Annotated in this window: 27 protein-coding genes; 13 read left to right on the forward strand and 14 right to left on the reverse strand. The window is 62.2% G+C overall.

All coding sequences use genetic code 11. The features are described 5' to 3' along the window. Window positions 1-407 (forward strand): hypothetical protein (locus FJ471_RS29765; protein ID WP_246684871.1); only part of this gene is annotated, 407 nt, incomplete at its 5' end. A 24-nt stretch (window positions 408-431) separates the two neighbouring features. Here the strand turns inward: FJ471_RS29765 and FJ471_RS29770 are convergent. Both FJ471_RS29770 and FJ471_RS29775 read right to left on the reverse strand, forming a co-directional pair. Then, window positions 432-614, reverse strand: coding sequence for a hypothetical protein (locus tag FJ471_RS29770; protein WP_140808684.1), 183 nt, complete (start codon window positions 612-614; stop codon window positions 432-434). Between the two features lie 81 nt (window positions 615-695). Next, window positions 696-1,286 (reverse strand): NAD(P)H-dependent oxidoreductase, encoded by a 591-nt coding sequence (locus tag FJ471_RS29775; RefSeq protein WP_140808686.1) that lies wholly within the window; start codon window positions 1,284-1,286, stop codon window positions 696-698. Between the two features lie 345 nt (window positions 1,287-1,631). Between FJ471_RS29775 and FJ471_RS29780 the strand changes: the two genes are divergently transcribed. Then, complete coding sequence (locus tag FJ471_RS29780; protein WP_140808688.1) at window positions 1,632-2,693, forward strand: YihY/virulence factor BrkB family protein; 1,062 nt, start codon at window positions 1,632-1,634, stop codon at window positions 2,691-2,693. A 17-nt stretch (window positions 2,694-2,710) separates the two neighbouring features. On the opposite strand, the gene FJ471_RS29785 is transcribed toward FJ471_RS29780, so the two are convergent. From FJ471_RS29785 to FJ471_RS29815, 6 genes are all read right to left on the reverse strand, one after another. Further along, complete coding sequence (locus tag FJ471_RS29785; protein WP_140808690.1) at window positions 2,711-2,920, reverse strand: hypothetical protein; 210 nt, start codon at window positions 2,918-2,920, stop codon at window positions 2,711-2,713. Window positions 2,921-3,457: 537 nt separating this feature from the next. Further along, on the reverse strand, window positions 3,458-3,970 hold the full coding sequence (locus FJ471_RS29795; RefSeq protein WP_140808694.1) for a ferritin-like domain-containing protein: 513 nt from the start codon (window positions 3,968-3,970) through the stop codon (window positions 3,458-3,460). Window positions 3,971-4,038: 68 nt separating this feature from the next. After that, window positions 4,039-5,451 carry an Nramp family divalent metal transporter gene (locus tag FJ471_RS29800; RefSeq protein ID WP_140808696.1) on the reverse strand — a complete coding sequence of 471 codons (1,413 nt, stop codon included), beginning with the start codon at window positions 5,449-5,451 and terminating at the stop codon, window positions 4,039-4,041. Window positions 5,452-5,662: 211 nt separating this feature from the next. After that, window positions 5,663-5,887, reverse strand: coding sequence for a hypothetical protein (locus FJ471_RS29805; RefSeq protein WP_140808698.1), 225 nt, complete (start codon window positions 5,885-5,887; stop codon window positions 5,663-5,665). Between the two features lie 510 nt (window positions 5,888-6,397). After that, window positions 6,398-6,691 carry a hypothetical protein gene (locus tag FJ471_RS29810; RefSeq protein ID WP_140808700.1) on the reverse strand — a complete coding sequence of 98 codons (294 nt, stop codon included), beginning with the start codon at window positions 6,689-6,691 and terminating at the stop codon, window positions 6,398-6,400. 210 nt (window positions 6,692-6,901) lie between these two features. Beyond that, window positions 6,902-7,621 carry a Crp/Fnr family transcriptional regulator gene (locus tag FJ471_RS29815; protein ID WP_140808702.1) on the reverse strand — a complete coding sequence of 240 codons (720 nt, stop codon included), beginning with the start codon at window positions 7,619-7,621 and terminating at the stop codon, window positions 6,902-6,904. 339 nt (window positions 7,622-7,960) lie between these two features. Between FJ471_RS29815 and FJ471_RS29820 the strand changes: the two genes are divergently transcribed. After that, the gene (locus FJ471_RS29820) at window positions 7,961-9,211 is read left to right on the forward strand and encodes a trimethylamine methyltransferase family protein (protein WP_140808704.1); all 1,251 of its coding nucleotides are present in this window, start codon (window positions 7,961-7,963) and stop codon (window positions 9,209-9,211) included. A gap of 61 nt (window positions 9,212-9,272) precedes the next feature. On the opposite strand, the gene FJ471_RS29825 is transcribed toward FJ471_RS29820, so the two are convergent. Continuing rightward, the gene (locus FJ471_RS29825) at window positions 9,273-9,476 is read right to left on the reverse strand and encodes a CsbD family protein (RefSeq protein ID WP_027162011.1); all 204 of its coding nucleotides are present in this window, start codon (window positions 9,474-9,476) and stop codon (window positions 9,273-9,275) included. A gap of 448 nt (window positions 9,477-9,924) precedes the next feature. On the opposite strand from FJ471_RS29825, the gene FJ471_RS29830 reads away from it, so the two are divergent. Next, complete coding sequence (locus tag FJ471_RS29830) at window positions 9,925-10,338, forward strand: HD domain-containing protein (RefSeq protein ID WP_140808706.1); 414 nt, start codon at window positions 9,925-9,927, stop codon at window positions 10,336-10,338. 8 nt (window positions 10,339-10,346) lie between these two features. On the opposite strand, the gene FJ471_RS29835 is transcribed toward FJ471_RS29830, so the two are convergent. Next, the gene (locus FJ471_RS29835) at window positions 10,347-10,514 is read right to left on the reverse strand and encodes a hypothetical protein (RefSeq protein WP_181179828.1); all 168 of its coding nucleotides are present in this window, start codon (window positions 10,512-10,514) and stop codon (window positions 10,347-10,349) included. Window positions 10,515-10,800: 286 nt separating this feature from the next. Here FJ471_RS29835 and FJ471_RS29840 point away from each other — a divergent pair, with 286 nt between their 5' ends. Together FJ471_RS29840 and FJ471_RS29845 are read left to right on the forward strand one after the other, a co-directional pair. Continuing rightward, the gene (locus tag FJ471_RS29840; RefSeq protein WP_140808711.1) at window positions 10,801-11,010 is read left to right on the forward strand and encodes a cold-shock protein; all 210 of its coding nucleotides are present in this window, start codon (window positions 10,801-10,803) and stop codon (window positions 11,008-11,010) included. 107 nt (window positions 11,011-11,117) lie between these two features. Beyond that, on the forward strand, window positions 11,118-11,339 hold the full coding sequence (locus FJ471_RS29845) for a hypothetical protein (protein ID WP_140808713.1): 222 nt from the start codon (window positions 11,118-11,120) through the stop codon (window positions 11,337-11,339). 36 nt (window positions 11,340-11,375) lie between these two features. On the opposite strand, the gene FJ471_RS29850 is transcribed toward FJ471_RS29845, so the two are convergent. Then, on the reverse strand, window positions 11,376-11,711 hold the full coding sequence (locus tag FJ471_RS29850; RefSeq protein WP_140808715.1) for a hypothetical protein: 336 nt from the start codon (window positions 11,709-11,711) through the stop codon (window positions 11,376-11,378). 274 nt (window positions 11,712-11,985) lie between these two features. Here FJ471_RS29850 and FJ471_RS29855 point away from each other — a divergent pair, with 274 nt between their 5' ends. The 4 genes from FJ471_RS29855 to FJ471_RS34975 all read left to right on the forward strand — a co-directional run bounded on the left by FJ471_RS29855 (window position 11,986) and on the right by FJ471_RS34975 (window position 14,495). Further along, the gene (locus FJ471_RS29855; RefSeq protein WP_140808717.1) at window positions 11,986-12,231 is read left to right on the forward strand and encodes a hypothetical protein; all 246 of its coding nucleotides are present in this window, start codon (window positions 11,986-11,988) and stop codon (window positions 12,229-12,231) included. A 57-nt stretch (window positions 12,232-12,288) separates the two neighbouring features. Next, a complete protein-coding gene (locus tag FJ471_RS29860; RefSeq protein WP_140808719.1) occupies window positions 12,289-13,356 on the forward strand; it encodes a PAS domain S-box protein in 1,068 nt (355 codons plus the stop codon). Window positions 13,357-13,754: 398 nt separating this feature from the next. Next, complete coding sequence (locus tag FJ471_RS29865; protein ID WP_140808721.1) at window positions 13,755-14,114, forward strand: SPW repeat protein; 360 nt, start codon at window positions 13,755-13,757, stop codon at window positions 14,112-14,114. Between the two features lie 144 nt (window positions 14,115-14,258). Next, on the forward strand, window positions 14,259-14,495 hold the full coding sequence (locus FJ471_RS34975) for a hypothetical protein (protein ID WP_181179830.1): 237 nt from the start codon (window positions 14,259-14,261) through the stop codon (window positions 14,493-14,495). Window positions 14,496-14,674: 179 nt separating this feature from the next. Here the strand turns inward: FJ471_RS34975 and FJ471_RS29875 are convergent, their stop codons facing one another. Next, window positions 14,675-14,914: a DUF982 domain-containing protein gene (locus tag FJ471_RS29875; protein ID WP_246684872.1), complete on the reverse strand. Its 240-nt coding sequence runs from the start codon at window positions 14,912-14,914 to the stop codon at window positions 14,675-14,677. A gap of 67 nt (window positions 14,915-14,981) precedes the next feature. Further along, the gene (locus FJ471_RS29880; RefSeq protein ID WP_140808729.1) at window positions 14,982-15,281 is read right to left on the reverse strand and encodes a DUF982 domain-containing protein; all 300 of its coding nucleotides are present in this window, start codon (window positions 15,279-15,281) and stop codon (window positions 14,982-14,984) included. 331 nt (window positions 15,282-15,612) lie between these two features. Between FJ471_RS29880 and FJ471_RS29885 the strand changes: the two genes are divergently transcribed. The 3 genes from FJ471_RS29885 to FJ471_RS29895 are packed head-to-tail and all read left to right on the forward strand — an operon-like array spanning window position 15,613 to window position 18,111. Continuing rightward, window positions 15,613-16,053, forward strand: coding sequence for a hypothetical protein (locus tag FJ471_RS29885; protein ID WP_140808732.1), 441 nt, complete (start codon window positions 15,613-15,615; stop codon window positions 16,051-16,053). Further along, the gene (locus FJ471_RS29890; protein ID WP_181179832.1) at window positions 16,037-16,942 is read left to right on the forward strand and encodes an HTTM domain-containing protein; all 906 of its coding nucleotides are present in this window, start codon (window positions 16,037-16,039) and stop codon (window positions 16,940-16,942) included. Before FJ471_RS29885 ends, FJ471_RS29890 begins: the two co-directional genes overlap by 17 nt. Beyond that, entirely contained in the window at window positions 16,939-18,111 is a 1,173-nt protein-coding gene (locus FJ471_RS29895) for an SdrD B-like domain-containing protein (protein WP_140808737.1), read from the forward strand. Before FJ471_RS29890 ends, FJ471_RS29895 begins: the two co-directional genes overlap by 4 nt. A gap of 106 nt (window positions 18,112-18,217) precedes the next feature. Here the strand turns inward: FJ471_RS29895 and FJ471_RS34980 are convergent, their stop codons facing one another. Beyond that, window positions 18,218-18,853, reverse strand: a complete 636-nt coding sequence (locus FJ471_RS34980; RefSeq protein ID WP_181179834.1) for a hypothetical protein — start codon at window positions 18,851-18,853, stop codon at window positions 18,218-18,220. Window positions 18,854-19,007: the final 154 nt, after the last annotated feature.

A 19,007-nucleotide genomic window follows, 5' to 3' on the forward strand; every position in this document is an offset into this window, starting at 1 on the left:
GCGCCGGCCTATGTGTTCCTGGCCTCGCCGCAATGCTCGAGCTACATCACCGGCGAGATCCTGCCGATCATCGGGGGTTACTGACTTATCAGGAGGATCCCATGAAGAAAGCGCTTCTCATCGTAGCCTTCACGCTGATTCCTATGCAGCCGGCGTCGGCGCAGACGGCCGCCCAGCCGAAGGACCAGTTGACGCAGAACTGCCAGGTCAAGCCCGACGCTAACGACCAACAGCAAAAGCCGAAGCAAGAGGCCGACACGGATCAATTGTCGAAACAGCTCGGCAATTGCGGCGGCGTGCTGAAGCCACCGCCGACCGGTGACCAGAACGCAACGACGCCGCCATCGACCGGCAACGACATGCCGGTGATCAAGCCGGGCGAGGTGCCGCCGCAGACGGGTCAATGAGACCCGCATCTTCGATGATGAGTGTCAGTGCTTCCGCTTCCCGCTCTCGGCCGGCTTGACGGCCGGGGCATGGGCCTCGCGGATCAAGTGCAAAGCCTCGTCGCGGGTGAGGCCGCATTTGCGGGCAAAATAAGCCGCCTCCTGGATTTCGGCGCGGGAGGCTGCCGCAATGCCGGAAGCGGCCTGTCTGTTTTTCTTCTTGGCCATCGGTTCACCGTGCCATGAATCAGTTAGTCAGCTAAATATATATCCATTATCCTTCATTGCAAATTCCGACGATGAACCCGCTCAAAATCGTTCGAACCGCCGCTCCACCTCGCGGGCGAATTTTTTCCGCTCCTCGCGGGTGATGCTCTCGACCGAATATTTCGCCAGATACAGGTGTTTCTCCGTGCGTCCGCACATGGATTTCAAGCCGCGCAAAAGCACCTTTCTGCCCGGGTCCCGCATGTAGAGCCTGGTGTACCACCATGGCGAGCCGAAGTTGGTGACCACGCCCATCCGGCGGATGTTCACAAGCGCCGGCTTGATCGTGCCGCCATCCGCCGGCAGCTCGAAGGCAACGCCCGGCCGCCACACGCGGTCGAAATATCCCTTGAGCATGGCGGGCATGCCCGACCACCAGGTCGGGAAGAAGAACACGCACGCTTCGGCCCATTGCAGCGCGTCGATATAGACCTGCAGATCCGCCGGCGCGGGCGACGGACCGGCGTGGCCCTTCAACTCCTCGACCTGCATGACGGGGTCGAATTGCATGGCATAGAGATCGAAGTCGACGACCTCGTCGCCCCTGGCCTTGAGGACCTCCACGACGCGCCGGTGAAGCGACGCCAGGTAGCTGTCCTGCGCCGGATGCGCGTAGACGACATTGACCTTCATCGCATGCCCCCACGCGCCTCTGATCCCGCCCCGAGGCTAGTTGAACGCCGTTGCTTTGCCTAGGCTTGAGCACGGGTCGTCCGCGGCCAAGCGTCGACAGACGGACGGAACCATCGCGCCGGCACCGGGTTGTGCTCAGCGGGCCGCGTCAGCCGGACCTGGTGGCAAAGAGAACAGGGCTGGTTTCTCCGGCTTCACGCCCTGGCCAACGAAAAGGCAGTCGAGCTCTTGTCCCACCCGGCCCGCTCCATATTGGGCCTGGGCAGGAAATGGCAGAACAGACGCGATCCGACAAAGCCGGCATTCAGCTATGGTCGATCCGCCCCGGAAATAGGTGAGGGGACGATGCCGCGCTGGCTCGACGAAGGCTGGATACTGCTCAAGGAAAGCGTCACCGGCTACATCACTGACAATGCGCTGAGCCACGGCGCTGCTATCGCCTTCTACGCCACGACGTCGCTGGCGCCGATCCTTCTGATCGTGGTGGCGATCGCCGGCGTCGTCATCGGCAATGATGCGGCCCAGATCGCGCTGTCGGCAGAGATTTCGGGCGTGATGGGGCCGCAAAGCGCCGACCTGCTGAAGGCCACGGTCGAGAGCGCCGCGCATCGCTGGTCGAGCACGCTTGCAGCGCTGATCGGACTGGTGACGCTTTTTGTCACCGCGTCGGGCGTCTTCGGCGAGATGCAGCAGTCGCTCAACGAAATCTGGAAGGTGAAGCCCGACGGGGTGTCGCTGTCGCGCCTGGTGCGGGCGAGGGCGGCGAGCCTCGGCCTTGTGGCGGCCCTCGGCTTCCTGCTTCTGGTATCGCTGGCGGCAAGCACCGCCATCGCGGCGCTGGGCGAAATGATCAATCGTGGCCTTCCGTTCGGGGAACTGATCGTCAGCGCCATCAACACGATCGTCTCCTTCGTGCTGATCGCCCTGCTGTTCGCCGCGATTTACAAGATCCTGCCGGATCGCACGCTCAAATGGCGCGACGTCGGCATCGGCGCGCTGGTCACCGCGCTGCTGTTTACCATCGGCAAGTCGCTGATCGGCTGGTATATTGGCACCAGCGCCATCGCCACCTCCTACGGCGCCGCCGGCGCGCTGATGGTGGTGCTGGTCTGGGTTTATTACTCGGCGCAGATATTTCTCTTCGGCGCGGAAATCACGCGCGCCTATTCGGTGCGGAGCGGCAGCCGGCGCGACCTCGCGCCGGTCGTGGCAGACGCAAACGACCGGGCCGCGCCGCGCCATCCCGAAGAAATAGCCAAACCCGAGGCGATGATGCCGGCCAACACTAGCGATGTCGGCATGGCGGCGTCTCGGCCAGCGGCACCCGGCGGCGAGATCGTCGGATGGATCGTCCTCAGCAGCCTGATCACTCTGCTTGTCACGCGGGTCTTGCGCCGCGAAGGCTAATACCAACCTCGGGCGCCTTACCGCCGCTCTTCTTGCCGTTTCTCGATTTCGTAGGAAAGCCAACGACAGAACATGCCGATAATCGATGTTGCGGCTCCGCCGAGCAGACAGGCCATCAGCAACGTTTTCGATGCGCTGTCCCAACTGACGACAGCCAGCAAAGTCACGCTCACCGTCGAGATCAGATAGCCTGTGCCTTTGAGGAGATGAAGTGACGATCTGGTCATGCTCGCCCGCCTTCCAGATGGAACAATTGACCCTGACCGAGGTTCCACGGGCGCGGTCCCTCCAAGGTAGCTGCAACTGCGGATATGTCCGGTCGGGCCTGCGCTTTGCAAAAGGCGCGGGCGCCTCGGCGGGCTGCTACAGGTGCGGGCAGCCGCCCACGCTCTCAACAAATGACGTCGCTTTTGCCGGGGTTGGGAGCATAATGATGAAGTCGTCTCCATCTTGCGCGGCAAGGAGACGCTTGAAAGTCAATCCCGGTGCTTTCGCCCATCCCCTGTGGGAGGAAGCCATGTGCTCCGACATTTCCCAGTCCATGCCTCCCAACTCCGTCCTCGTCTACGAAAATATGGGCGAGTGGTTCGTCGTCCTTGTCAGGGACGGAAGGGAGAACGTTTCATCATTTGAGCTGGAATCCTTCGCGACGGCCTTCGCTCACGGACAATAGCTGGGCATGGGCTTGAAAGCCGAAGCCAACCGCGGGGGCCCCGGTGACGATCACCGGGGCCCCCGGACCTGAGCAATCTAGAGGCAGGTTGCTATGCGGCTTCGGCCGCGACATTGACTGCTGACTCAGCCAACTGGGTGAGCGCTGCGTCCGTTTCCTTTTCTTCGTTCAGGGTCTTGTCGAGCAAGGTGACGGCTTCGGTCAGGCCGAGCTCCTGCGCCCAGGTCCTGAGCGTGCCGTAGCGCGAAATCTCATAGTGCTCGACGGCTTGAGCGGCGGCCAGCAGGCCTGCGTCGAGCGAAGGCGAGCCCTTATACTCGTCCATGATCTCGGCGCCCTCCTCGGTGATGCCCATGATGGCGGCACAAGTCTTGCCGACTGGCTTCTTGTCGATCACCTCGAAAACCTCTTCGAGACGCGCGACATGTTCTTCGGTCTGGTCGCGATGCTTCTCGAAGGCCATCTTCAAGGCGTCGTCCTGGGCGGCCTTGGCCATTTTGGGCAGCGTCGCCAGGATCTTCTTCTCGGCGAAGTAGATGTCCTTCAGCGTGTCGTGGAAAAGTTCGTTGAGGCCCTTGTTGGAGGCCGCTTTCGTCGTCGCCATATCTGCATCTCCTGGTGAGGTTGGATCATCACCAACACCGCCCGACTGAACTTGTTCCGGAAAGAATTTTACGCGGCGGTCCCGCCACAAACATCAATTGTTATTGATCTGGTTCTCCTATGGAGCCGGGGCTGGCAGTAAGGCGGTGCCGCGGCCTCTTTATAGGGACTACTATAGAACCACTGCGCTGCGAGACCCACCGACGAGGCTGCCATTGTCAATGTCGATAGCCAGCCAAGTGCGCGCAGCCAGCCTTGCATTGGGAACTCCCCCATTACGTCCCTGCGGGCGGCCATCAGCATCATGACCACCATGACGGGGACCGCGCACACGCCGTTGATCACGGCGCTCCAGTAAAGCGCCTCGATCGGGTCTATCGGTGTGAACATGATCCCGGTGCCGAGGACGGTCGCGGCGGTGAGCGTCGCGTAGAACGCTACGGCTTCCTTCGGCTTGCGCTGCAGCCCGACCGGCCAGCGCAGCGCCTCGCCGACGGCGAAGGCCGCCGAACCCGCCAGCACCGGCACGGCCAGAAGCCCGGTGCCGATGATTCCGGCCGAGAAGACGATGAAGGCGAATTTTCCGGCCGCCGGCTCCAGCGCCTTTGCCGCGTCGGTGGACGAAGCGATGTCCGTCACTCCTGCCTTGTGGAGCGTGGCTGCCGTAGTGAAGATGATCGCGATGGCGATCAGATTCGAAAAGGCCATTCCGACCAGCGTGTCGGCGCGTATCCGCCGGAAGGCTCTGGACGCCTGCCACGGCGCCCACCTCAGTGGCCTGGCGGTTGGCTTGAGCTCTTCCTCTTCAACCTCCTGCGAGGCTTGCCAGAAAAACAGATAAGGCGAGATCGTCGTGCCGAGGATTGCCAGCAGCGTGGTGAAGAAGGCGCCGCTCCATTCAATGTGCGGAACGAACAGCCCTTTGGCCGCGTCCACCCAGGGCACATTCGCGGCTAACATCGCGGCAACATAGGCGAACAGGCTCAAGGTGGTCCATTTGAGGACTTTCACATAGCGGGTGTAGTCGAGGAAGACGATCGCGCTGATACAGACGACCGCGAAAGCGATCACATAGAGCGGGCTCGGCCCGCCAACGAGCAACTTCAACGCATCTGCCATGGCGCTGAGATCGGCGCCAATATTTATCACGTTGGCGACGAACAGCAGCGTGACGACCGCGTAAAGCAGCGAGGGCGGATAGTGCCGGGTGAGGTTGCCGGAAATGCCCTTGCCCGTGGTGCGTCCGATACGGGCGGCGATCTCCTGGATCGCGGCCATTAGTGGAAAGGTGAACAACATGACCCAGCCGATGTTGAAGCCGAGCTGGGCGCCGGCCTGGCTGTAAGTTCCGATGCCGGAGGGATCGTCATCGGACGCACCGGTGATGAAGCCCGGCCCGATCGTGCGAAGGAACCTCTGGAACGGGCCCTTTGCCAGTGTGTTGCTTTGTTCTCTCTCGACCTGGGAACCGACCTCGGTCATTGCCGGCTCTTCCAGGTGCGCTCGAGCAGGAAAGAAGCGGCCGTCAGGGCGACGAGTTGCGCTAGAGGCTGGACGAGGCTGTTCCGCATAAATGAGCACCCGTTAATGAAGGCATGAGGTAACTGGCGGGCATGACGTCGGTTCCATCAGGATCACCTTGGCATCTTGGCCAGACCGTCATTCAGTCCGAGTTTTGCCTCGGTCGTGCCATCTAGCCCCTGCGGCCCACGACCTTGAATTCGAAGACACCGGGACGCAGCCGCGTCGGCGGCTTGTCGGTCAGCTCGATGACCCGGATCCATTTGTCGGCGTCGCCACGCAGCGTGACCTCGGCGCCGAGCGCCTTTCGGGCAGCCTCATAGGGCGCCATTGCCTCGACGGCATGGCTTGCAAGGACGGTCTCGCCGTCCAATTCCTCGACGCGATAGGCCCTCATTGCGCCCGGGTCCCCCGCAGCCATGCGAGTTTGACCGACAACGCGTTGCGTTGAAACTACATTTGATATGAGGGGTCGCTAATTTGTCACGAATTGCAACGACCAGGTCGCGCATCGCTATTCTTGGCTCTAAGTCTCATCGGATGCCGAGAAAGCCGAGAATGGCAATGACGATGACGATCGCTCCTACGAGCCAGATGATGTGTTCATGTCTTCTCTCCCGGTTCTTGACGATGCTCTGCCTATTGCAGGTTTCGCCTTTGACCAACGGGAGGGAGTTGCTAACGCTCCAGGTATAGGCCCACGGTCTCGGGCATCCTTGACCGAAGTCCTAACGGTGACTTGCATGTCGCCCAGAATGCGCAGCGATTTGGAATATGACCGGCATCCAAGAGACGATTGCAAGCTCCCCGACGCGTCCCGACGGGCCGACCGTCCTTACACGGCAACATCAAGTGACGCTCGCCCCAAGTGTGGGGCGGGCGTTTAGCGCTCTTTCCAAACGGGCGCTCAATTATTGCCGGCGAGGTCCCTGGTCGCCTTGCAGAATTCATCGTGGGACTTCGCGATGGTTTCGTCTGCGCAGTCCTTTTTCATGGATGCGCGATCCTCTTCGGTGAGCGCCATCCAGGCTTTCTTGAACTCATCGCCGGACCTCATGGTTTTCATGCCGGCGTCGGTAAAGAAAGGCGACATTTTCTGAGGATCGTCCAGCGCAGAGGTTCCGGTGCCCGCGCCCGCAAATGCCGAGCCTGTCATGACCGAAATCGTGAAGGCACTCATCAAGATCACTTTGGCTTTCATGGTACTCTTCTCCCTGATTAATCTGGAAAATATGTAGAGAGATAGCGCCCTTAGAACAAAATAGTTCCAGCAAGGATGCGAAAAACAAAGGAGGCCGCCGGGTATTATTCCCATTGCTTGCCTGACGCGCGGCGGTCGTAGCTGGCTGGTTTTTCGCAGTTTCACCGACGTCGGAAAAGAGGGTGATGATTTGACCCGCGAGATTCCCGATCAGCGCGGCTCGCGCGTCATCGAGAGATAGGTCGGGTCGAACTCGGCGATCTGCTGCAGCTTCTGCCAGTCGAGGATCGTCACCGTATGGTTTGCCCAGGCGATCACGCCGCTGTTGCGCAGCGCGCTGATGACACGGTTCATATGCACCACCGACAGGCCGAGCACGTCGGCGAGCTCGGCTTGCGAAACAGGCAAATGGAAACTCATGCCGTTGGTGCGCTTCACCACCTGCAGCCTGACGAAAAGCTCGCAGAACAGATGCGCCAGATGGGAGACTTTCGAGCGCCGCCCCATGGCGACGATCCATTCGCGGTGGATGGCGCCGTCGATCAGCGTGTCGAGCCACAGAAGCCGTGTCAGGTGAGGCGCCCGCTCGGTGATGCTGCGCAGCTTCGAATGGTCGGCCAGGATGACGCGGCAGGGCGAGAGCGCGATGACGCCGTGGTCCATGGTCTTCAAAAGGAAGGCATAGAGGTCGACGAAATCGCCTGGAACCTGCAGCGAGGTGAATTGCCGGCCGCCATCGGCAAGCACCTTGTAGCGCGCGGCGAGGCCGTCGAGGATGAGCGTGCTGTAGGCCGGGCGCGATCCGGACGCGACGATGTCCTGTCCGGCGGCGAAGCTGCGCTCGCCCGCCATCAAATTGCCGAGCAAGGATTGCTCCTCGTCCGATAGGCTATCGTGCTGGCCGAGATTCAGGAAAAGCGATTCAAGCATTCATGTCTTCCATGAGCGGGCCTAGCGGCGCGGTCATAGCGGATGTCACAACTGATTCAAAACAGGCGCGATTGACGAGGTATGGGGTTGTTAGACAGTCCGCGCTAACATTTGATAACTTGGTGCTTTTTCCCCCGCGAAATGCCGGGGAACGTGTTTCGGCCAGGCATCGGCGCATGGTTGGCGCCGCCGGATCGCCCAACGCCTCCCGTTTCCCGATGTCATGCCTTTCTGGAAGCGACGCAAGGTGGCGCGCCAGGAGCGTCGCAAAGGCAGACCGAATCCGGATACTCCTGCACGCCGGCGCTGTCGAACTGTGGCGCCCGGCCGAGGGACAGCATGTCGGCTTCATTGGCTCCCGAACATCGCGCGGCGGCGGATTTCGTTGCCGCATCCTATCGTCCAGAGCGCGACGAGACCGGGTTGGAGGCGATCGAGAAGGCGGCCGACCGGGTGCTCGAGGAAACCGGCATCCGCTTCCTCGACGATCCGCAGACCATCGACGTTCTGAAACAGGCCGGGGGCGTGGCGACCAGCGATGTCGTGCGCCTGGATGGGGCCGAGCTGCGCCGCATCATACGGCAGCATGCGCCGGCAAAGTTCCTGCTGCGCGGCAGGAACCCGACACGGGACACGATGGTCGGCGAAGACGCGGCGCCGGTCTTCGCGCCGATCTACGGCGCGCCCAATGTCGTGCTCGACAATGCGGTAAGGGTGGCCGGCAGCCGGCGGATCTATGGCGAGCTCGTCGCCGCCGCGCATGCCGCGCCGGGGCTCACCAACACCGGGCAGATGATTTGCGTCATGGAGGACGTCGCGGAGAACCGGCGGCCGCTGGAGATGCTGCTTGCGCATCTTAGCCATTCCGACAAGCCGTTCATGGGCAGCATCGCCTCGCCGGCGGCCGCCGAGGCGGTGATCGACATGACCGCCGCGGCGGCCGGGCGGGCGGCGGCGCCCGGCCAATGCAACCTTGTCCACCTGATCAACGCGACGCCGCCGCTCACCTATTGGCCGAACCCGTTGAAGTGCCTGCGGGCGATCGCGCTGAAGGGCGAGGCGAGCATGGTGTCGTCCTACATGATGATGGGCGCGACGGCCCCCGTGACCGTCGCCGGCGCGCTGATCCAGGGCTATGCCGAGGTGCTGGCCGGGCTTGCGCTGGCGCAGCTGTGGCGCCCGGGCGCGCCGGTGGTGATGGGCATCCTCGCCTATCCGTTCGACATGCGCCGGATGCTGCCCAACTTCGGCGACCCGGCCTCGCAGCTTGTACAGTTCTACGCGGCGGAACTTGGCAGGCGGCTCGGCGTGCCGGTGCGGGGCGACGGCGCCGTCACCTCGGCCAAGATCGACGATGCGCAATCCGGCGCCGAAGGCGGCAGGGTGCTTTCGGCGGCGCTGGCCTCGGGCGCGCATTTCATCCTCCATGCCGCCGGCTGGCTGGAGCAGGGCCGCACGGTGTCGCTGGAAAAATTCCACCGCGATGCCGCAGCGCTGGCGGAACTCGGCCATGGCAAGCCTGCCGAGTCGCCGATGCCGCTGGACCGGGAGATCGAGATGGAGATACGCGGCCGCATCGCGCAATCCTGAACGGCTCACGCAAAAAAGGGCGCCGCCGCGAGGCAACGCCCTTGTTTCGGGGAGCCGGCTGCTACCAGCCTTGCATGCTGTACCAGTCGTCGACGTCGCGGCGCACGCGGTCCTTCTCGAGGCCGTAGCGTTCCTGGATCTTGCCTTCGAGCTGGTCGCGCTTTCCCGCGATGCGGTCGAGGTCGTCGTCGGTGAGCTTGCCCCACTGTTCCTTGACCTTGCCCTTCACCTGCTTCCAATTGCCTTCGACGCGGTTCCAATCCATTGCCGGACCTCCTGTTGGACACTGAGGGCTAACGGCAGCGCGGTCGCGAGGTTCCTGCCGGAATGCATTTCTCCGGCGATATCGGTCGCCAGGTCCATGACTTGGTGAGGCTTCATCTAAACGTCATGATGAACCGGCAAATTAGCAAGCGCTGAACCAGAAACCTCCGGTCGGCATGTTCCCAAGACCTCTCTTGCCCGGTTCCTGGCCGGGCTTCTTTTTAGGTGCCTGCGCTTGCTTGGAACGGATGGCGCCGATGGCCATGGCGCGCCCTCAAAAATTCGGGAGCGGTGGAACATTCGCCCGGTGCCGATGTTCTTGAATGCAGATGGCGCGCAGCCCCGCTCCCCCGCGAAAAGCGCGTCATCGGACCGGGCTCAGGCCCGAGCAAGCCCGCCTCGGCCGTCCCTCGCCGGGGCGGGCTCCATTTGACGAGATCGGAAGGACCATGCTCCATCAGGCAGCGAAGATCGCAGAGCAGGCCCATCGCGGCCAGAAGGACAAAACCGGCAGACCCTATATCGAGCATCTGAGGCGTGTCGCCGATGCGGTCGAGACGCTGGATGAAAAGACGGTCGCCTACCTGCATGACGTCGTCGAGAAAGGCGAGGGCTGGAGCCTGGACCGGCTGCATGATGCCGGCTTCGGCCTGCCGGTGGTGGCGGCGGTCGACGCGCTGACGAGGCGCATGGACGAAGGCGAGGAGGGCTTCCTTTGCCGCGCCGTTTCGAGCGAGCTTGCGTTGCCAGTGAAGCTAGCCGATCTCCGCGACAATCTCTGGCAGGCGCACCAGGCGGGAGTGGCGCCTGGGAAATACGAAGCCGGCCTTGCCATACTCGACCGGCTGGATTCCAGGGACTGAGCTTGGACTTAATCTCGGGGTGGGGGAGCGATCAACTTGGCTTCACGGACGAGCGAACCCCAGTCCAGGCCGATGAGGTAGACGAGTTCAAGCGCCTGCGCCTCGCTGACGCCCGTTTCCTGCACCAGGCGTTTCACCACATCGTCCAGGGTTGGATTGTCATCCTTATCGGCCATTGCTGCCCAATCACGAAACCAACGCGTCATCGTATCCAGGAAACCAACGCTTTGGCGGATCGGCCGTTCCAGCCCGGGATCTAAAGCAGCGTTTTGGAAGTGTTATCCCACGAGGCCTTGCCGATGGCGAAACTAAGCATTATATATGGCGAATCGATCTTGCTGAAAGAACGTTGTTTTCGCGCAGAACTGCGCTCTTACGATCTTCCCTCTCAATTTCGAAGATTGCGTCGCTGGGCGGTTGCCGGGCGCGCATAATTTTGCGTCGATTTGTAAGGAGGTCGCAATGACTACAGGAACGGTGAAGTTTTTCAATTCCACCAAGGGTTTCGGCTTTATCGAGCAGGGCGGTGGCCAGCCGGACGTGTTCGTTCATATCTCGGCCGTGGAGCGTGCAGGAATGCGCTCTCTCGTCGAAGGCCAGAAGGTCAGCTTCGACATCGTGAAGGATGCTCGCAGCGGCAAAAGTTCGGCTGAGAATCTGCAAGCCGCCTGATTGCAGCGCCTCGCGGTCCTTTGACCACGGATGTACTGGCATAGGCCGCAGAGGCGCGTTGGAGAGGGTCGGGCTATGCCCGGCCTTTTTTGATTGAGGAGAAGACAATGAAGTCCCTATCTGACAGCGGCCTGTTCAAGCAGGTCCCATCCCGCACGGAAGCCAAGACCGACACGACCTCCCGCGTCGCTCGGCAAATCCTCGACCTGGAAGCGGCGGCGAGGGCCGTCAAGACCGAGAGGCTGCGCGCCGCCAGACTGGCGCAGGAAGCCGAAGCGCCGGTGGCGCCGCCGAAGAAAACCGCCGCCAAGCGTCCAAAGAAGGGGTGAGCGGCACCGCGACGTCGTTTCCGGAGGGGCGCGGCATTACAGTTTCAAATGCAGCACGTCGACGGTGATATCGCCACCGGACGTGCGCCCATCCAGCATCTTTTCGAGGTCGTTGCGATTGTCGGGCCACAGCACCTCTGGCAAGTCCAGCGCCGCCAGAGCGCGCTCGTCGAACTCGATCGGGGCTCCGTAGAGCTGCGCGATCTCCATCACCAGGCCTTCAATGTCCTCGCGGGCGATATTCTCCGCCACGTTCTTCAGCCTGATTTCTTCCGACAATCCGATGATGTTGACGATGCCGTTGGTCCGCAAAGCGTGCTGGACCTTGTAGTGTGCGTCATCGCGCAGCCGGCTGGAAAATCGTCGTAACATTGGAAAACCCTCCTTTCGTGGATGGTTTGTCCCTCTGATCAGAACCATATGCCTCCAGCCGGACAATAGCAATTCACAAATGTTAAAAAACATAAATAAATCAATAAGTTACAATAAGGCAACAAATGCTGCTTCTCGGCATGATGGGGATCGTTAGCGTGCCTCACTATTCACGTCTTGACCGTTCTTGACGTTTTATGGCGCGAACCCTACTTCTACTCACAGTGAGACAGTTACTCATTTGCCTCACCGGTTGTCTTGAGGGTGGCAAGAGATGGCGGAGCTCGAACGGCCGCAAAGGCTGCAGATCATGCTGACGGAAGAGGAATTGGCGGCCTTGGAGAACTGGCGCTTCGAGAAGCGCATGCCGAGCCGTTCGGCGGCAGTGCGAGAACTGTTGCGTCGCGGGCTCGCGGCGGAAGGTTTCCTGCAGGCCGAGACTGGCGCGAAATCGCAGGATTTCGGCGTGATAGCGCCGGACAAAAATCCAGACGGCAGCCCCACCAGCTCGAAGCTGTGAGATGCGATCCCGCCCTCGACAAATTGCCTTGATCCCAGCCGGCTCTAGTTACCGTCCATGAACAAATCAGGGGGGACTTTCCGACAGGATCTGAATGCCGACGCGCGTCTCGCGGCGATCGTCGATTCCTCCTATGACGCCATCATCGGCAAGAACCTGAACAGCATCATCACCGACTGGAATCACGCTGCCGAGCGGATGTTCGGCTACAGCGCCGAGGAGGCCATCGGCCAGTCGATCCTGATGCTGATCCCTGAGCATATGCAGGGCGAGGAAGTCGAGATCATCGCCCGCATTCGCGCCGGTGATCGAATCCCCAGCTTCGAGACCACAAGGAGGCGCAAGGACGGATCGCTGATCGCCGTTTCACTGACCATATCGCCGATCAAGAACAGCGCCGGCGAGATCGTCGGCGCCTCCAAAATCGCCCGCGACATCAGCGCCGCGAAGGAAAGCGAGCGCCGCATCCGGCTTTTGATGCGCGAGGTCAACCACCGGGTGAAGAACCAGTTCGCGGTGATCCTGTCGATGGTCAGAGAGACCAGCAAGCGCTCGACCGATCCGGGCGAGTTCGAGCAGATGATCCGCGCTCGCATCATGGCGCTGTCGCGGTCGCACGATTTGCTTGTCACCTCGGAATGGGCCGGCGCCAGCCTTTTCGACCTGATCCAGGAGCATTTGAAGCCGTTCGGCCACGAGGAACGCATCTCGCTTTCCGGGCCGCTGCTTACGCTGCAGTCGAATGCGGTGCAGAATCTCGGCATGGCCTTCCATGAGCTCGGCACCAACTCGTCCAAATATGGTGCGTTGGCCTCGGAGGGCGGTCGTATCGAAATCACCTGGAAGGTGGAGACCGGCCCGGAAGCGCAGCGGCGCTTCCATCTTCTGTGGCACGAGACTTCCGGGCCGACGGCCGCCGGCGTCGCGCAGAAGACAGGTGAGCGCAAGGATGCCGGCGAGCGCAAGGGTTTCGGCACGGTGGTGCTGCAGCGGGTGGCGCCGCAGTCGCTGAGCGGTTCCTCCACCCTCGAACGCTCGCCCGGCAGCGTGAAATGGGCGCTCGACGCGCCGCTCGAGGCGATCGTGGTGCCGCAGCTCGGCACCGACACCGACTTCAGCGTTTGAGGGACTTGTCTCGGATCTGCGAGGCTACCGAACCCCGCGTCGGCTGCCAGGACCATGCGTCCGGTGCGTGCCGGTTTCGCCCGGCGCGACTTGGGTCGGCACGCCGTCGACCTCATCGTGCATCGGCATTGGCGTGACTGCGCCGGCTGCGCGCGGACGATGCCATTTTCCAATAGCCCCAAAGCTCGACCACGAACCTGACGATCGTGAGCACAATCATGCCGAGCGCGGTGAGTCTCGCCATCGAGCGCAGGTAAGGAGGCGCCGGGCAGGATGCAAGCAAACTGCCGCCCTGCGCCTCCTTGCGGCGCCGTAAAAGCGTAATTACATCAACGGTGAGCGTGCGATGTCCACGCGGATGCAGTTGCTTTGGTCAAGCTTCATCAATGGAGGTTGTCATGGCAAGCAAACTGATGGAAGCAAGAAAGAGCCTGGACTGGGTCACCCTGGTCCTCGCGATTTGCCTGTTCATCTCACCTTGGGTCATCGGATTCACCGCGGCGATGGCGCCTGCGTGGAACGCCTGGATTGTCGGCGTTCTCCTCGGCGCTCTGGCCTTGGCCATGCTTTCGGTGTTCGCCGAGTGGGAAGAGTGGGTAAGTCTGGTCCTCGGGCTCTGGCTGATCGTGTCACCCTGGCTGCTGGGCTTTGCGGCTGACACGCATGTCATGGCCACGCATGTCGTGCTCGGCGTGCTGGTGGTCGCGGCATCGGCCTGGGCCGTCTGGGACTTCCGTCATCCCCACGCGCATGCGTGAGCGGTGATCGAGCGGGAGCCCGCCGCGCAAGCGGCGAGCTCCTGATGTTGCGATATCGGAGCATCGGGCTGGACGGTCATTGCGGCGTCTTCACGCAATTGCTGCAACCGGAAACCTTTTCGTGCATTCTTGGGAATGGCCTCGATGTTCAATCCCGACACCCCCGCCAAATGCTGCTCCTATTGCGGCGGCCGCGACCATGATTTCGAGGAATGCCCGAAGCGCAAGGCCGACGCCGAGAAGGAGGCGGCGCAGAGACCTCAGTCCAGCGGACGAAAGCTTTTCGTCGAATTAACCGCCGCGCCATTTAGTCTTTTCGCGGCAAGATACATCAACGCGGAAGCAGCACGTCTCCTGTCCCATCCGGCGGCCTCGGCTTGATCCAGCAGATTGTCCGTTGCAGCAGCCAACGCGTCTTGGCAGTCGCTGTCGTAGCGAGCAGCGTTTGCCTCAAGGGACGGAGATTTAATCGCGAGTTCATTTGCCATGGAAATTGCTCGACTTTGACGGAAATAGCTTAGGCAGGGTAAAGGCGGCGTTGGTCGCCGCCTCACCCAATTTTAGACGTGCGACGGCCGCGCCTTCCAATAAGGCGGCGGCATATTTCCATCCTCGATAAGGATGTCCTTCTTCCTGGCAAAGGCAGCGAAGATTCCCCTGGCCGTCTCCGCGTCGATATCGCCGACCAGCGCCGCTCTGCACGCGCGGATAGCGGCTTTCTGTTCGGGGCTGTTGCCGCACCAATCGGTGGCAAACTGGTATGCGTCAACCACGGTGTTGAGCTGACGGGGAAATCCCATGCCGACCCAAACCCTGATCGGATTTTCGAATGGCTTTGAAAGCATGTCGAACCTCCATCACCAGATTTCAGACGGCTAGCCCGCCACGGCCGCCGACGCTGGTCATCCATGGCGGCGGTGCGCTCAGCCCTTCGAGAATCTTTGCTGATTTTGCGAAACCGCAGAAGGCGTCTCTCGCGGCGCTTCGTGGGTAGTCGCTGTCGAATGCCCTTTGACAGGCTCGCAGCGCCGTGTCGTAAATCAGGCCGCGCCTATTCTTCGGCCATTCGTAGAGAAATTCCAGGGCGTCTTCGATGCATGCGATTTCTTGGATGAAGTTGCTTCCGCTCTTAACGAAAACAGGGCTGTCGAACATCCGGTCGTTCATAAGATCCTCCAAATCGAACGAACAATCGAGTATCAGGAGAGCCGGGACCTACAGCGCCGTCCCTAGCCTAACGGCGATATGGGTTTGAGGATTTTTGTCGTCAAGAGTGTTCGCGAAAGCGTCTTTCCATGGTCTCGCTAGAACCAGACCTGTCGGCAATCCGCTAGGTCGCCTCGTCGACCAGCGGCGTTTGCCGTTTGGGTGGCACATAGCGTCACCAGCCTCAGAGTGTCGGCATCCACCGTAACCGGCGGGCACCCAGGCCTGACTTTTTCTGGGATGGTCGAAGAACGCCTTTGATCCGGTCTATAGTCGCGACGGGGGTGCGCGGGTGGCGGACATCATCTCAATCGGAACAGGCGCGGAGCCTGCTGGACGGCTGTCGGCGGGGCGCTTGCGGTTGGTCGCCTTCACGGCGATCGCCGCGTTCATGGTCGCTGGTCCGGCCGCGGAGCAAATCTTCGGGGTGCAGACGCCGTGGCTGCGCTCCTGGACCATGTTCAGCGCGATCGGGCTGGGCGTCATCGACGCTTCCTTCGAGATCCGCCGGCCGGACGGCCCGCTTGTCCCGCTCGACCGGTTCGAGTTGCTCGGCGCTCCTCGCAACGGCAGGCTGAAGCGGATCGAGAGTTCTGAGGAACTGGCTTCAGTCATCAAGCGGCTCTGTATAGCCGCCGGGCAGGGCGCCGACATCCGTGTCCGCGCCCGACAGGGCACGCGCAGCGGCTGGCAGACCATCCATACCGATGCCCAAAATGCCTGCGCGGACTGACGCCGCGGCCGACTGGCTGGCCGTGCGTCCAACACATGCCATGGCGGCGCGCTTCGTCGACTGGGCGGTCGATACGGAGGGATCGTCGCGCTCGTCGGCATTGATCCGCATCGGCCTGGCCATGCTGTTCTGGTCGCGCTGGGCGGGCGAGTTGCTGCTTTACAGGGATCAATCGCCGGCCGGGCTGTTTCTGGCGGCCAACTTCTTCGTCGCCACAATGCTGCTCTTCGTCGGCTATCACAGCCGCGTCGCCGCTGTCTGGGCCGGGTCGGTCGGGCTGGCCATGTATTATTACTTCGGCTTCCAGCTAGGCCGCGAGCCCTGGACCCACCACCATGCCTATCTGCTCGCCGTCGCGGCACTTCTGATCGCGCTTACCCCCTGCGGCCGCTCCTATTCGCTGGACCGCTACCTGGCGGTGGCGCATGCCGAGCGCATGGGCGTTCCGCCGCCGGCCGAGCGCGGCAATCTGTGGGGGCTGCGGCTGATCGTGGCGCAGCTCTCGGTGCTCTATTTCTTTGCCGCCTTCGACAAGTCGAGCCATGCCTTTCTGAGCGGCGCGCGGATCGAGCAGATCTTCCTCTGGTTCTACGATGGTTCGGATTATCCGGCCGGCCTTGCCTTGCCCGCCACGATCGTATCCTTCGGCGTGGTCGGGCTCGAATATGGCCTTGCCTTCGGCCTGCCGTTTCGCGCGACGAGGCGCTATCTAGTCCTGCCGGGCTTGGCCTTTCACGCCATCATCTATCTGACGCTGCCGGTCTATACGTTCAGCGCCACCATGGCGTTGCTTTATCTCGCCTATTTCGATGCCGATGCGGTCGACAGGGTCATCGCGCGGCTCCAGGGGATCGGATCGGCAGGGATTGCCAGAGAGGAAATTTCGTGAGGCCAGGTTTGTTGTTTTCGGGCGACGCTGTCATCGCGGCGGCCATCGGTTTGGCCATGGCCTGCGGCGCGGCGCATGCCGGCAGCGCGCAGGACTATTATCCCAGGCGCGCATGGGACGCCTTCAACGGCGGCCAGATGAACACGTCGATCCTGGTGTTCCGCGACCGCAACAGGAACGGCATCTACGATCTCGGCGACCGGCCGATGCCGCATGTGGCCGTCGAGCTCGGCAAGCCCAATGGCGACACCATCATGCGATGGACCAATGTCAGCGGCTTTGCCAATTTCCGGATGTCGGTTCTCCAGCGCAATCTCGAGGTCGTCGATCCCGGGCATTATTCGTTCCGGGTCGTGCCGCCGCCAGGCTTTTCCGTCACCACCGCGAACGCATCGCAGGATAGCGATTATGTGGCTTCACCCGGCACGCCGGGCGACATGATCGCGACGCGCACGACGCATCCGGTCGGGCTTGCGGCAGACCTGACGATCAGCGGCGCGGCAGCCGCCGGGGCACGGATTTCCCTTACGGGCCCGAACGGCGCCACCGCCGCGGCCACGGTCGACCCGGATGGGCGCTTCAGCGCGCCCATGACATCAGGCGAGTGGCTGGTCGAGGTTTCGGCCGACGGGGCGACCGAGCGGCGCAAGATCGTGGTCGGCGAGGCGCCGGTCGTGCTCTCCGCGTTTTCGGGCAAGGGCGACCCCGCCGAGGAGCCGCTGCCCGAACAGCATATTGTCAGCTTCGACGACCTTTTGACGACGTCGGGCGTGTTCGAAATTCCGTCCGGCTATGGCGGGCTCAACTGGTACAATCTCGTTGCCATGCACCAGCGTTTCACCGACGGCCCGGGCTACATCAACACGACCATGTCGGGCGAGTTCATCGCCTATAACAGCTCCGGCCACCCCGGGCAGGTGTTCAGTGACAAGCCGTTCGATTTCACGGGCGCCTATTTCGGTGTCGGCTGGAACGACGCCGAGGGCGAGACGCTTGTTCTCAAGGCCTGGCGGGGCGACCAGCCTGCCTATGAGGATCGGCTTGTGCTGTCCGCGACCGGCCCGGTCTACTTCGCGGCCGACTATAGGCGCATCACGCGGCTCGAGATCCGGACGCAACATTCCTGGCAGGCCGCGATGGACGATTTCGCCTACCGCACCGGCCCGTAGAGCAATTCCAGGAGAAGTGTGCGGTTTTCCGTCCGCGCCGAAGCAAGGATCTAATGCGGGTCAACTCGGTCCGATTCGGCGCGACGCGCTTCCAGGTCAAGTGGCTTCAGCAAGCCGACCGCCAGGAGCCACCGCAGGAGCCAACGCTGCCAGAATGGCCGGAACTGGCATTGTGATGGCCGGCGCCGCCACCGCCCGAGCTGCCATTGCCGCCCGAGCTGCCATTGCCGCTAGAACTGCCGTTGCCGGCGCTGCCGCCATTTCCGGTAGAGCCGCCATTGCCGCCAGTTCCACCGTTGCCGCCATTTCCAGTGGAGCCGCCATTGCCGCCGGTTCCACCGTTGCCTCCATTCCCGGCGGAACCGCCATTACCGCCATTACCGCCAGTTCCACCGGTGCCACCGTCGCCGCCATTTCCGGCGCCGCCACCATCCCCACCGTTACCGCCATTACCACCTGTGGCCTCCGCCAGAAGAGCGCGGTTGGCGTCCTGAATGAGTGCTTTCGCGTCCATCGACCGGTGGAATCCGTCTCGCGGCTCCGGCGGGACCGACGCCGCATGGGCTGCCATGGCCGTCGCCAGCAGCATGGTCGACGCGAGCAGCGCCGCTGCGGAAATGCTCCTGAATTGTGGGAAGGTACGGCGCGCAATGTCGGCATTCGCCGTCGATGCGAAAAACCGCGAACGCCCTGCCGACCCGACAGGCTCCGCACCGATTCTGATTGAGATGATATCAGCCACCCGCATACCCCCGGCCCGACTTATAGACCGGTTCGACGCTTGTTCTTCGACCATGCCAGAAAAAGTCAGGGTTCGACGCGGTGCCTGTACGATCGGCGTGCAGGGCTCGGTTCGGGGAGGGCGCGCCGGGGTCTCAAATCACTTGCACCTACCC

Source organism: Mesorhizobium sp. B2-7-1 (genome assembly GCF_006440735.1).
In the GTDB taxonomy this organism is placed as follows: domain Bacteria; phylum Pseudomonadota; class Alphaproteobacteria; order Rhizobiales; family Rhizobiaceae; genus Mesorhizobium.